Below are 12498 nucleotides of genomic sequence, written 5' to 3' on the forward strand. Positions count from 1 at the left end.
CGGCTACAGAGTCTGGCTGTCCAGAAGGCCCTGGCGCGCCTTGGCCTCGCGGGCCACGAACTGATCGCGCGCGATCTGCCCGACGTAGTTGAAGTCCTGCAGGATGTCGCGCAGCTCTTGCAGAAAAGCGCCGCGCCTGTCGACCAGGTCCGGGGCCGCCGCGATCAGGTCTTGGTCGTCGACGACCTGGCGCGCGGTGGCGAACAACAGCGTCGACACCGATTCGCTGCTGCGGATCCGGGTCTGCGCCACATACTGTCGGCCGACGCCCAACGCCAGGTCGGTCAGTTCCTTGTGTCCGATGTCGGCGGGCGCGTCACGCAGCACGTCGGCGACGATCTCGTAGGCCTCGAAGAACACCCGCAGCATCGCGTCCGCCATCAGCGGACGCTTGGCGAACAACAGCGCGTGGATCTCGTCGCCTCCCGCGGACACGTGGGCTTCCCAATTGTTGTGCCACGCCATCTCTCCGGCGATGTTGGCCCGGAAGGTCGCCGAGTCGGCGAAATAGAAGTCGAACTTCAGCAGATCGCGCAACCGAGTCGCCTGGGTCCAGAAGGCCTCCATGCGGTCGCCGTCGACGTGGCGGACGTGGGCCAGCGCGAGTTCGACGATCGAGGTCTCCAGGAACGCGTGGATCACCGAGTTGCGGTAGAACGCGGCGGCGTGCTGCTCGTCTTGCGCGATGCGCCACACCGGCTCCCGGCCGCCGTCGACCCGGGTGATGGGGTGCCCGTTGGACAGCGCGTCGACCGCCGCGCGCACCCCGTCGTGTGTACGCAGCCGCAACGCGCTGATGGACATCGGGTTTTGTTTGCGTTCCAGGTAATCCAGCGAATCCTGCAGGGTGTGGTGCAGCTGGCCGAGGGTCAACGCCGCGCCGCGGGTGGTCAGCAGCAGAGCGCACACCAGACCAGTCGCCGTCACCGGCGTCGCCTGCAGGATTCGCCAGGCGACCTCGAACGACATCTTCTGCAGCGCAAGCCTTTTGGCGTCCGGATCGTGCGCCAACGGGCCGTGCGCGGCACCCAGGTACTGGCGCATCGACACGGCTTCGGGGAATCGGACGTAGATCTTGCCGTAGTTGCGTTCCCCCTGCGCGCGGATGAAGTTGTACAGCCAGCCGACGCCTTCGGGCGTCTTCTCGCCGCCGCGGGCGTACGCGGCGTATTCGGCGGTCTCGTGCAGCTGGTCGAAGCTGATCGAGACCGGTTGCAGCAGAATGTCTTCGCTGCGTCCGTCCAGGTAGGCGTCGGCGACGTAGGCCAGCAGACCCAGCTTGGGTGGCAGCATCTTCCCGGTGCGCGAGCGGGTGCCCTCGATGGACCAGCTCAGGTTGAACCGCTTTTCAACGATGTAGCCGACGTATTCGCGCAGCACGTACTTGTAGAGCTGGTCGTTGCCGATGTTGCGGCGGATGAAGATGACACCGGAGCGCCGCAGCAGCGGGCCCATCGCGCCGAACGACAGGTTGATGCCCGCGAACACGTGCACCGGCGGTAAGCGGTTCTCCTGCATGGCGACCGGCAACACCGCGCCGTCGATGTAGGACCGGTGCGAGAACAACAGCACCGCCGGGTGCGCTTCCAGGCCGGCCCGCATCGCCGCGACCTGATAGCCGTCGTAGTCGATCTCGGGATCGAACCCGCGGCTGAGCATCCTGCCGAGAACCCCGACGAGGTCGACCGAGGCCCGGCTCCACCCGGTGGCGAGTTCGTCGAGCATCTTTCCGGCCTCGTCGACGGTGGCGCCGGGAATCTTGGCCAGACCCGCGCGAAACCGGCTGGAGGCCAATATCTCCGGCTTCACCAGCCGCGGTGACTTGTACTGCGGTCCGAGGATCCGGTACTCGACGCGTTCCATCGCCAAGATGGCGCGGCGGATCACGAATTGAGCGAAGTCGTTCCTGTCTTCCCCGACGGTGGTGTCACGCCACTGCCGGCGCAGCTCGGAGACGGTCGCCGCTTCACCGGCCACCACCCGTGCGCGCTGGGGTGCCGTCCGCACGATCTGTTCTTGCCGACGTTCGTTGGGGTGGTAGGGATCCCGGCCGGGGAGCAGTCCGGCCAGCTTGGCCACCCGGCCGCGATTCGGCTCCGGCAGCCAGAACACCCGCACCGGCACGATCGAACGGTCTTCGCCGGATTCGAGCTGTTCGGCCAGGGCCGTCATCGCTTCCGCCGGCGCGTCGAGCGCCGGCAGTTTCACCAGACCGAAGTTCGCCCCCGGATGGCCGGCGCGCTGTTGATCCATCCACGCCGTCACCAATTGCATCTCGACCGGCGAGGCCATCGACGCCAACACAAGCGAGTCTCGTTCGGCAAGAACCGCGCTGCTATCTGCGGCCGGTTCGGTCACGGATGCCCTCGGGGCGGCGATTCGGGCGGCTCGGCGTTGGCGGCCCCCGCCTCGGCGGCGGGTCGTTGCGCCTCACCGTCTCTGAGGGCGGCCTCGGATTCGTGGGGGTTTGCCTTGGGCGGCTTCGCTTTTGGAACCGCCTTCTTTGCCGGGGCCTTCTTAGCGGGTGCCTTCTTCGCCGGTGCCTTCTTGGCCGCCGCCTTCTTCGCGGGCGCCTTCTTCGCGGGCGCCTTCTTCGCCGGCGCCTTCTTCGCGGGTGCCTTCTTGGCCGGTGCCTTCTTGGCCGGTGGTTGAGCTTTTCGGCTCCGCGCCTTGTCGGCCGCCTTCTTCTCGGCAAACAGGTCGACCTCGGGCAGTTCGTCGACGGGCCAGCTGGCGAGGGTGTCCAGATAGAGCTGGCGCACCTCGGCGATGCGGTCCGGCAGCGTGTCAAGCGTCCAGTCCTGCACCGAGATCGGCGGAAAGACCGCGACGTCGACGGTGCCCGGGTTGATGACCGTCGAGTTCCGCGCGGCGACCAGCTCGGCGTTGCGGATCACGATCGGCACGATAGGGATGCCCGCGGCCATCGCGAGACGAAATGGTCCCTTCTTGAAGGGGCCGACCTCAGTGGTGTCCAGCCGGGTACCTTCCGGCGCCATCACAATGGAAAGGCCGTTCTTGGCTCTCTCTTCGACCGTGCGCATAGTCTCCAGCGCCGAGGCCGAATCGTCTCGGTCGATGAACACGCCGTCCAACGCTTTGCCGAGCAGGGCCATGATCGGATTCTTTTGCAATTCCTTCTTGGCTACGGCAACCCAGTTGTCATTCACCAGCGCACCGGCGATGACCGGGTCAACCTGATTGCGGTGGTTGTAGATGAAAACGGCCGGACGTTGGGCGGTCAGATTCTCTTTCCCGACGACATTGAGATGCACTCCCGTGGTCGCCAGCACGGTGTTGGAAAAAATGGAAGTAAAGAAGTTGGCGCCCCGCCGCCGGCTACCGGTCAGCACACCCATTGCCACTGCGCCGGCCCCGACGGGGACAATCGAGCCGAGTCCGGCAAGGGTGCGCACCTGCCGCCGCAAACCCACCGGACCCCGGCTGCTGAATCTCAGGATCGGCCAACCGCGGCGCTTGGCCACCGCCGCCATTTTCCCCTCGGGGTTCGTCGGCCTCGGATTGCCGACCAGGTACATCAGAGCGACGTCCTCGTCACCGTCGGCGTAGAAGTAGCTGTCCTTGAGATCGATGTCGTGCTCGGCGGCAAAGCGTTGCACCGCAGCGGCTTTGCCCGGGCCCCACAGGATCGGCTTCTCGACGCCACCGGTCAGCATGCCGGCCTCGGTGGTCTCGAACTTGTTGGTCAGCATGTTGGGAATGCCCAGGAACCGCGCGACGGGGTTGACCTGGATGGTCAGCGCCGACGAGCTGAGCACGACGGTGTGGCCGCGGGCCATGTGCGCGCGCACCAGCTCGCGCATCTCCGGGTAGATCCGGGATTCGATCCGCTGGACGAACAGCCGCTCGCCGATCTCTTCCAGGTCGTCGAGCAATCGACCGGTCAGCGCCGCGGCGGCTTTGCCGATGAGGTCCTCGAACTCGATACGGCCCAGGGTGTGGCTCAGGCCGGCCTGCACCATGCCGAGCAACTCCCCCACACCCATGTCGCGGCGCAGCAGCCGCTCCTGGGTCAGAATGATCGCGGTGAAGCCGGCGACCAGCGTGCCGTCCAAGTCAAAGAACGCGCCGATCTTCGGTCCGGCGGGGCTGGCCATGATCTCGGCGACGGAGCCGGGCAACCGCATGTCCTGCCCTGGAGTTTCGCCGTTGTCCCCCTGCTTTTTCGAGGCGCTCACGAGCCCGCCACCGATCGGGTGGACACGGCCGGCTCGACGAATGAGGCGGCCACCGCGCGCGGTGGTGGGTCATCGGCCAGCGCCAGGATCTCGTCGAAGCCGTCCAGCAGGCATTGGGCGAACAATGCCTCGTTCCGCACGGAGGCCTTGTCGTAGCGCACGGTGATGGTGCACCACCCGCCCCGAGAAATCAGCACCGCCATCATCGCCACACCGGGCAGCGGACCGATACCGTACTGCCGCAATATTTTTGCACCGGCGATGTAGGTGTCTCCCGGAAAGACCGGGACGTTGCTGGCCTGGACGTCGGAGCCGATCACCGAGCCGGTGATCCCTTCCAGCACCGCGGTCGGCAACACGCTGAGCACCGGGGCAAAAGAACCGATGATGTTCATCGCGGGCTCGTCGCGGCGCTGCGTCATCTGAGCGCGAATCTTCTTCATCCGGGAGACGGGGTCGGCGGTCCCGATCGGCGCCGCCAGATTGACGCCGGTGAATCTGTTGCCGCCGGCCGTATCCGCTTCGGCCCGAAGGCTGACCGGCACCGCCATCGGCAGCGTGCTGATCGGCACGCCGAACGCCTGGTGGTAGCGGCGCAAGGCGCCGCAGAGCCCGGCAAGGTAGGCGTCGTTGATCGACCCGCCGCCGGCCTTCGCGGCCTTGTGCAGGTCGGCGAGCGGGATATCGATCGCCTCGCTGCGGGTGGCCAGACTGCGCCGGCGCAGCAGCGGCGACGGCTCGGCGGCGCGGTTGAGCACCCGCATGCCCGACATCGCGTAGCCGACGATCCCGGACACGGTGGCCGTCGGTTCCAGGACCGCCCGCCCGGCCGCCGAGACCGCGCCGGACAGCGCGTTCATGACGCCGCCGACCACGGCGGAGGGCAGGTGGTTGATGCCCTGGCGCATCAGGTCATTGGACGTCAGGTCCTGCGGGACGGGCAGCGGCAGCGTCGGCTTTGCCGGCGGATTGCGCTCGAGGTCATAGATCTCGGCGAACATCTGGACTCCACCCACGCCGTCGGTGACGGCGTGACTGACATGCAGCAGCGTCGCGGCCTGGCCGTCGGCCAAACCCTCGACCAGGGTGGCCGTCCACAGCGGCCGCGAGATGTCCATCGGCGACTGCAGGATGAGCTCGGCGAGATCGAATACCTCACGCAGCGTGCCGGGTTCGGACACCCGCACGCGGCGCACGTGGAAATCCAGGTTGAAGTCGGGGTCGACCACCCAGCGCGGCGACGCGGTCGGCAGGGTTGGCACGACGACCTTTTGCCGCAGCCGCAGCACGCGTCGCGAGGCGCTTTCGAATCGGGCGCGGAATTGTTCCCAGTCCGGCGTGCGGTCCAGAAGCTCGAGCGCCATGATCCCGGACCGGGTGCGGGGGTTCGCCTCTCCCCTGTGCAGTAGGTAGTCGACCGGCCCGAGCTGGTCGGACAACTTAATCGCCTCGACGGACTCAGCCATGGTCACCAGCTCGACGCGCCAACGTTGTCACCGTCGATCAAGCCTCCTGCCTTGGACCCCACCAACCCCAATGCTCTACCCAACGCTAGTCGGGTTACCGCGCTGGTGAAAGGAGCGCCAGGTTGCGGGGCGGGGGCTCAGCTGGCCGAAGTGGCCGACAGGGGCAGCGAATCCAGCAGTGCGCTGACGCGGCGCCCGTAGACGACCCCGAGGAAATCGGCGACGGCGTCAGCGGCCAGCCGCGATCGAACCGTCGGTGTGATGTCGAAAGCGTGGTGCGCGTTGCCGAGTTCGGCGTGGACGACCGTGGCCGCCCCGGTCGCGCGCAGTGCCGCGCAGAACGCGCGAGCCTGGCCGCTGGGCACCAATTCGTCCTTCTCGCCGTGCAGCACGAAGAAGGGCGGCGCGTCGCTGTGCACATAGGAAACCGGCGACGCCGCCATGAAGCGCTCGGGCTCGTCGGCGTAGCGGGCCTTCATCACGAACTGTTCGAGGAACGGCAGCATCAGTGGGTGCATGTTCTCGAAGTCGGTGAAGTCGTAGACGCCGTAGTAGGGCGCCACCGCTTGCACGGTGGTGTCGGCGTCTTCGAAGCCCGGTTGGAAGGTGGGGTCATTCGGGGTGAGCGCCGCCAGGGAGGCCAGGTGCCCGCCCGCCGAGCCGCCGGTGATCGCGATGAAGTCAGGGTCGCCGCCGTAGTCGGCGATGTTCTCCCGCACCCAGGCGATCGCCCTTTTCACGTCGACCAGGTGTGCCGGAAAGGTGGCGCGCGGGCTCTTGCTGTAATCGATCGAGACGCAGATCCAGCCGAGTTGAACCATTCGGCTCATCAGCGTGTAGGCCTGCGGGCGCCTGCCGTTCAGCGCCCAAGCCCCGCCCGGCACCTGGATCAGCACCGGCGCCCGGCACCCGGGGGCCAGGTCATCGCGTCGCCAGATGTCGAGCAGGTGGTCACGCGCGCTCGGGCCGTAGGAGATGTCGGAAGTCTGCGCGGCGTACCGGCGGTGCGGCCCGGGGCGGCCCAACAGGCCTGTTCGCGGGGCGCACAGCGCCCCGACGGCCGCGGGGTGACAGACCTGCTCACCAAACTCGGGGCCGAAGGCCTCCTCCAGCGCCGTGGTGAGGGTCTTGTCCGCCCGCTGGGCGGCCAACGTCTTGCCGACCTGGCCGACGGACGGGTGCGAGACCCGTGACAGCGCGTGCCCGGTCAGGACGTGCGGGGGGAACTCCGTGGAAAGCCAACCGGCCAAGCAGCCCAGCGCGAACGGCCCGCCGCGCAGCACGAGATTGCCGAGCTGATAGACGTCCCGGGCTTCGGCTGCCAGGCGTGCCGCCTGGGCGCCCGCCCACGCGCAGGGCGAAGACTGATTGCTGGCCACGCTCATCGCAACGTCACCTCTCGACGTTATGCACACGCCTCGTCGCGGTTAACGGCCGATGTCCGGCCGGTTTTGTACGTGTGTCGAGGTTGTTCACGATAACCGATAAACGTGGCGCGGGAAGAGGTTTCACGCGCGTGGCGGCGTGGAATCGGATCACCCCGAAGCGGTTGGATAGACTGACCTGCGCATTGCCTCCGTAGCTCAGGTGGATAGAGCAAGGGCCTTCTAATCCCTAGGTCGCACGTTCGAGTCGTGCCGGGGGCACCGGGCTCGCGTATGACGTCGGCTGATGCTTGGCGCTCCCCAGATGAGGGAGTCGATTTTCGGTAGCGGATCGGACGCCTAACGCCTAGGTAGCCGCTACTCGCGACTACCTAGGCGGTCGGTGGGTGGGCCGACGACCAGCGGCGCTAGACGCCGGCCGAGGTTCCTCGATCACGTATTACCTGGCGGGTACTAGACCTCGATCGTCTGGCTGACGTAGTTCTCCCAGGTGGCGATCTGGCCCGCGTCGATGAGCAGGCTTTGGTAATCCGGGTCAGTACTGAGGCTCTGCTGGATTCGGCCATACGTGGCCCAGTCTTGGGCCGTCGTCATCAAGCCGATGGCGTTGGTGCCCTGGCCTCCGATCATGTTCACCAGCGCGGTGACGTTCTCCGCGCCATGTTTGCGGGCAAGCCCGGTCGCTCGCTTCAGCTGCTTCTGAACGTCGTCCCAGCTGACCCCTGGGTTGGGATGGACGATCGTGGTAGCGATGATGGTCATGGTTGAACCTTTCGCTAGAGGGGCGGGACTTCAATAGTTTCCGGCGCGGCAGATCGAGCCGTCTAGAGTAGGCGGCTACGCCATTTCTGGGGATGCGCGCACAGGATTGCCGACAGCCGGCCCGGGGTCCTCGCGAGACGTTTCCGGGGAATCTGTTCGCCGGGGTTTCAACCAGCCACGTTTGGGAACAGTGGTGGAAAGTGGCGCCTAGCTGTCATCGGAGCCAGGCAAGCGGTGCACGGAGCAGAGAAACCAATCGGGATGTTGTCTAGTACTAATAGAAGTTCGACCAGCATATTCAGGCAAAAACAAGCGTTGATGGCCTCCTGCCTGAATCCGCGACACAAATATATTCAAGAGTGTCCTGAATGCAATTCGATCCACGAAACGCAGCACCAGGACGACGAGTATTGCGTTCGCTGCAAGGAACACAGAACAGAACCCGTTTGGCAGTCGTCATAGGCCGCGCGGGAAAAGTCAAGTCTGACGACCCTCGTCCGCCTGGCAAAGGAGTTAGCGGAGAAGGCTTTTCGGTCGTGTCGGCGACCCAGGGAATACCTGGCCATGCAACAACCGGATCGACTGAGCCGAGAAGCGGTCCGGGCAGACGCGCCGGCGGTAGTGCGCTGAATTAGGCGCTGCCTTTCCGGACCCGATGTGTCAGCATTGGAGCGTGAACGCACTCCGATTAGCGCGTTTGCTGGGTGTCGCAGTGGCGACAACCTGGATGGCGCCACTGAGCCCAACGATTTCCGCGTCCGCCGCACCGTGTCCCGACGTCGAGGTGACGTTCGCCCGCGGTACCGGCGAGCCGCCCGGCGTCGGCGGGGTCGGACAGGCATTCATCGACTCGCTGCGTTCCCAGATCGGGGGCCGGTCCCTCGGGGTGTACGCGGTCAACTACCCCGCCGGCGAAGATTTCGCCCCGTCAGCGTCGGCCGGCGCCGGCGACGCGCACGCTCACGTTCAGTCCATGGTGGCGAGCTGCCCCAACACCAAGCTGGTGCTCGGCGGCTATTCGCAGGGCGCGATGGTGATCGATCTGATCACCATCGCCCAGGCCTCGATCGCGGGCTTGAATCCCCAGATACTGACGGCCGACGAGGCGGACTATGTTGCGGCGCTCGCCCTGTTCGGGAATCCGTCGGCCCGGTATCTCGGGGCGCCGGTGAGTGTGGTCAGCCCGTGGTACGGCGCGAAGGCCATCGACCTGTGCGCGCCCGGCGACCCGGTGTGCACCCCGGGCGGGCCGCTGGCGCTGCCGTCGCACGACGAGATGTTCTCGGCGGCGGACCTGTCCTACCAAGGGTCCGGAATGCCCGGTCAGGCCGCCACTTTCGTGGCCGGCCACCTCTGAGGCCGCCTAACCGAGTTCCTTCATGAACTCGCGCGCCAGCGGCCCGGCGGAGGCCGGGTTCTGGCCGGTGAACAGATTGCGGTCCTTGAGCGTGTAGGGCTTCCACATTTCGCCGCGGCTGAACTCGACGCCCATCTTCACCAGTTCGTCCTCCGCGGTCCACGGGGCCTTCTCACGCAACCCGACCCCGTCCTCCTCGTCATTGGTGAAGGCCGTGACCTTGTACCCGGCAAACGGCGAGGCACCGTTTCGTCGGGTAGCCATCATGGCGACCGGCGCGTGGCACACGATCGCCAGCGGCTTGCCGGACGCAAGAGTCGCGACCAGCAGCCGGCCGGAGTCGGCATCGCGCCACAGGTCCTCCATCGGGCCGTGCCCACCCGGGTAATAGACGGCGTCATAGTCCTCGAGGCGGGCGTCGGCCAGTTCGATGGGCCGGCGCAACTCCTCGGCGGCTCGCAGGATGTCCTCCAGCTCCCGAGCGATCTTTTCGCTGCCGGCCATCGACGGCCGCAGGCTCATCACATCCACATGCGGCACAACACCATTCGGAGTGGCCACAACGACCTCATGACCGGCGCCGGTGAGCTCGCGATAGGGCGCCGCGAACTCCTCGGCCCAGTAGCCCGTCGGATGCCGGGTGCCGTCCTTCAGGGTCCAATAGCTCGCCCCCGTGACCACGAACAGCACCTTCGCCATCGCTTTTCTCCTGGTTCGCTTCCGCAGAGGGATGCGCTCAAGCGTCGCCCATCCGGTGCCCGGGGTCAAGCGCTGCGACGCGCCGCGGGCCGGCAGGAATCGACGGGTGGTGGCGCTCGCTGGTCCTTGCCCAGTTGGATGCCCCAGGCGGCTTCGATCCGATCGAAACGCGCTGCGGCACTTGACCTGTCGAGGCTACGACGCCGACGCATACTGCCACACCAACTCCCGGTTACCCGTCGACGCGGGGCCGCACGACAATGTGAGGCCCGTGGCGTCATGCGTGGTCACGTCCGGAACGGAACACTGCCGGCCGACCAGCGGTCGATCGAGGCTGGCGACACCGACGCCAAGGCCGATCAGCCCGGCCGTCGCGACGGAGACCAGCATCAGCCGGGCGTATCCGATGCTTTGATTGCGGGTCCGCGCGTAGGCCCGGTACGCCATGGTCCCGGACCGAGTAGTCCCGTACCCCGTTGTCCGCATGAGGTGCTCCTAGCGTCGATGCCGAATCGGATGCTCTTTCGAGCTGAAATGAGCGTGCGCAGCGCGCCTTGGCGGATCCTCAACGCTTCCTTGGGCCGGGCCGCCAGACTCGACCACGAGGAGCTTCACGAACCGGCTAGCGCAGGTGCTAGCGGATGGTGAAGTCACGTCCCGATGCCCATACGATGCCCGAGTCGCGGATGCGGCGGCCGAGGGCCGGGGCTCCGCGGCGTCGCGCCAGCGACGCAGGTCACGGCCATATTTGGCGGTCGCCAACCACGGGCCGCAAAGCGCCTGCACGGAACCTCCGGTATTGCATTCCGGTCGTTTCCATACTTTTTGACGAACCCGCAAAAGTCGAAGTCACTGCCAAAAGTTTGCGGTTTAATCGTTCTGGGAACAGCGTGTCAAAACGAGCAGATGACGCTTACGGGGAGATCATTACTTAGAGCGTCTTCTCTTCGAGGGGTTGGCGAAATATGGCGTCGAATGACTGGCAGCCGGTGGTGCGCGTCGGGGAGCCGAGGTTCATAGCTGGCGTTGGCAATCGAATCAAGGTCGAGGTCAAGACGAGGGGTTGGTTGAGCCGCGACTGGCGGTGTTACTTCGGGACGCAGGTCTCTCAGCAACAACTCGATGCCCGGTACTCTTCCTATCCGTGCTGGGACGAAGTCCAGCGCATCGAGGGCTCCTGCGCAGAGAACGACGCGGAGCGATACATCGAAATGATTGATGCCGCAATCCATTACGCCAACATCAGGTTGCGTAGTGATGCGCTGCCGGGGGCCATGCTGCAGGGCGCGCGCCTCGAGCGCCGGGGGTGTGCGGTGCGTGAGCGCCAGGCCGAACTCGATGAGCTAGCGAAGAAGTTAGCGAAACCGGAACTGTAGCGGCTCGGGGCAAATCTCGACGGCTCATCCCAGTTGGCGCACCGTGTCGGCACCCGGCCGGTTTGCCGGCGTCTTATCAAACGTTTGGCCTGGTCGACCCGGGTGTGTACCCGAAGATGCCAAATGCGGCAGATCACGTTTTTATAACTACAGCGTTACTTTTAGATTCCGATATCTGCCGCACCCGCCGCAAAGGTTGCCGCGTTTGCGCTACCAGCGGTAACTACGCGAGCCCCCGTGAATGGCGTTCAGCCATCGGGCGGGCCAATGATGGCGGGAGCGCAGGTCCGCAATGCCCGCCATTCCTGCCGATTCACGCTGATCACGCTCTACACCGGCCAATCCGCCTCGGGCGGCGCGAAGTAGTCTTACCTCGCCCGTGACGCTGCCCCGGTGAGGTCGGGCGGATCGCACAGCCAATACGCGAAGCCGGAGGTGCCCGATGGCCCAGTCCGAACTCATCCTTTACAACGTCACCAGCCGCGTCGCGCTCATCACCGTCAACGATCCCGATCGCCGCAACGCGATAACGGCCGAGTCGTCCGGGCACCTGCGCCAGGCCGTCGAGCGGGCCCAAGCCGACCCCGATGTGCACGCCGTGGTGATCACCGGGGCGGGCAAGGCGTTCTGTGCGGGCGCCGATCTCAGTGCCCTCGGCGCTGCAGGCGGCGGAGCGGCCGAGACCGGCCTGCAGCAGCTTTATGACGGTTTCATGGCCGTCGGCAGTTGCCTGCTGCCCACCATCGCCGCGGTCAACGGCGCCGCGGTGGGCGCGGGTCTGAATCTGGCGCTGGCGGCCGATGTGCGCATCGCCGGACCCGCCGCCGTGTTCGACGCGCGATTCCAGAAGCTGGGGCTTCACCCCGGCGGGGGTGCGACGTGGATGCTGCAGCGCGCGGTCGGCCCGCAGGTCGCGCGGGCGGCCCTGCTGTTCGGCATGCGCTTCGACGCCGACGCCGCCGTGCGGCACGGCTTGGCATTGAGCGTGGCCGACGATCCGGTCGCCGCGGCCCTGGAGCTGGCCGCCGGCCCTGCGGCGGCTCCGCGTGAAGTGGTGCTGGCGACCAAGGCCACCATGCGCGCCACGGTCAGTCCGGGGTCGCTGGACAACGAGCAGCACGAGCTCGCGATGCGTGCCGAGCTAGGGCCGCAGTCGTATTCCATCCAATCACCGGAGTTCGCACAGCGTTTGGCGGCCGCGCAACGCCGGTAGGTGTTCCCGCACGTGCGCAGGTTCAACTGCGGCCTGTTCTA

The 12498-nt window shown here is 66.4% G+C and carries 10 protein-coding genes and 1 tRNA gene; 4 read left to right on the top strand and 7 right to left on the bottom strand.

Annotated features, from left to right (window positions below; translation table 11 throughout):
* Positions 1 to 3: 3 nt before the first annotated feature.
* The 4 genes from ACZYVJ_RS06460 to lipQ form a co-directional block, all read right to left on the bottom strand.
* Positions 4 to 2358, bottom strand: coding sequence for a glycerol-3-phosphate 1-O-acyltransferase (locus ACZYVJ_RS06460; RefSeq protein ID WP_463830256.1), 2355 nt, complete (start codon positions 2356 to 2358; stop codon positions 4 to 6).
* On the bottom strand, positions 2355 to 4148 hold the full coding sequence (locus ACZYVJ_RS06465; protein ID WP_463832871.1) for an HAD-IB family hydrolase: 1794 nt from the start codon (positions 4146 to 4148) through the stop codon (positions 2355 to 2357). Before ACZYVJ_RS06465 ends, ACZYVJ_RS06460 begins: the two co-directional genes overlap by 4 nt.
* A 47-nt stretch (positions 4149 to 4195) precedes the next feature.
* Complete coding sequence (locus tag ACZYVJ_RS06470) at positions 4196 to 5665, bottom strand: WS/DGAT/MGAT family O-acyltransferase (protein ID WP_463830257.1); 1470 nt, start codon at positions 5663 to 5665, stop codon at positions 4196 to 4198.
* 137 nt (positions 5666 to 5802) lie between these two features.
* A complete protein-coding gene (gene lipQ, locus ACZYVJ_RS06475) occupies positions 5803 to 7050 on the bottom strand; it encodes an esterase LipQ (protein ID WP_463830258.1) in 1248 nt (415 codons plus the stop codon).
* Positions 7051 to 7237: 187 nt separating this feature from the next.
* Here lipQ and ACZYVJ_RS06480 point away from each other — a divergent pair.
* Positions 7238 to 7311, top strand: a tRNA-Arg gene (locus ACZYVJ_RS06480).
* 192 nt (positions 7312 to 7503) lie between these two features.
* Here the strand turns inward: ACZYVJ_RS06480 and ACZYVJ_RS06485 are convergent.
* Complete coding sequence (locus ACZYVJ_RS06485; protein WP_463830259.1) at positions 7504 to 7812, bottom strand: hypothetical protein; 309 nt, start codon at positions 7810 to 7812, stop codon at positions 7504 to 7506.
* Positions 7813 to 8467: 655 nt separating this feature from the next.
* On the opposite strand from ACZYVJ_RS06485, the gene ACZYVJ_RS06490 reads away from it, so the two are divergent.
* Positions 8468 to 9169 (top strand): cutinase family protein, encoded by a 702-nt coding sequence (locus tag ACZYVJ_RS06490; protein ID WP_463830260.1) that lies wholly within the window; start codon positions 8468 to 8470, stop codon positions 9167 to 9169.
* A gap of 6 nt (positions 9170 to 9175) precedes the next feature.
* On the opposite strand, the gene ACZYVJ_RS06495 is transcribed toward ACZYVJ_RS06490, so the two are convergent.
* A complete protein-coding gene (locus ACZYVJ_RS06495) occupies positions 9176 to 9868 on the bottom strand; it encodes a type 1 glutamine amidotransferase domain-containing protein (RefSeq protein ID WP_463830261.1) in 693 nt (230 codons plus the stop codon).
* 195 nt (positions 9869 to 10063) lie between these two features.
* On the bottom strand, positions 10064 to 10354 hold the full coding sequence (locus ACZYVJ_RS06500; protein WP_463830262.1) for a hypothetical protein: 291 nt from the start codon (positions 10352 to 10354) through the stop codon (positions 10064 to 10066).
* Between the two features lie 479 nt (positions 10355 to 10833).
* On the opposite strand from ACZYVJ_RS06500, the gene ACZYVJ_RS06505 reads away from it, so the two are divergent.
* The gene (locus tag ACZYVJ_RS06505) at positions 10834 to 11244 is read left to right on the top strand and encodes a hypothetical protein (protein ID WP_463830263.1); all 411 of its coding nucleotides are present in this window, start codon (positions 10834 to 10836) and stop codon (positions 11242 to 11244) included.
* A 442-nt stretch (positions 11245 to 11686) separates the two neighbouring features.
* Positions 11687 to 12457 (top strand): enoyl-CoA hydratase, encoded by a 771-nt coding sequence (locus ACZYVJ_RS06510; RefSeq protein ID WP_463830264.1) that lies wholly within the window; start codon positions 11687 to 11689, stop codon positions 12455 to 12457.
* The last annotated feature ends 41 nt before the right edge of the window (positions 12458 to 12498 follow it).

It is taken from the genome of Mycobacterium sp. IDUB_3 (assembly GCF_055419585.1).

Bases quoted from the DNA above. Each gene is read 5' to 3' on its own strand.
- ACZYVJ_RS06465 (WP_463832871.1), bottom strand. From the start codon at position 4,148: ATGCGGTTGCCCGGCTCCGTCGCCGAGATCATGGCCAGCCCCGCCGGA.
- ACZYVJ_RS06470 (WP_463830257.1), bottom strand. From the start codon at position 5,665: ATGGCTGAGTCCGTCGAGGCGATTAAGTTGTCCGACCAGCTCGGGCCG.
- lipQ (WP_463830258.1), bottom strand. From the start codon at position 7,050: ATGAGCGTGGCCAGCAATCAGTCTTCGCCCTGCGCGTGGGCGGGCGCC.
- ACZYVJ_RS06485 (WP_463830259.1), bottom strand. From the start codon at position 7,812: ATGACCATCATCGCTACCACGATCGTCCATCCCAACCCAGGGGTCAGC.
- ACZYVJ_RS06490 (WP_463830260.1), top strand. From the start codon at position 8,468: ATGTGTCAGCATTGGAGCGTGAACGCACTCCGATTAGCGCGTTTGCTG.
- ACZYVJ_RS06495 (WP_463830261.1), bottom strand. From the start codon at position 9,868: ATGGCGAAGGTGCTGTTCGTGGTCACGGGGGCGAGCTATTGGACCCTG.
- ACZYVJ_RS06500 (WP_463830262.1), bottom strand. From the start codon at position 10,354: ATGCGGACAACGGGGTACGGGACTACTCGGTCCGGGACCATGGCGTAC.
- ACZYVJ_RS06505 (WP_463830263.1), top strand. From the start codon at position 10,834: ATGGCGTCGAATGACTGGCAGCCGGTGGTGCGCGTCGGGGAGCCGAGG.
- ACZYVJ_RS06510 (WP_463830264.1), top strand. From the start codon at position 11,687: ATGGCCCAGTCCGAACTCATCCTTTACAACGTCACCAGCCGCGTCGCG.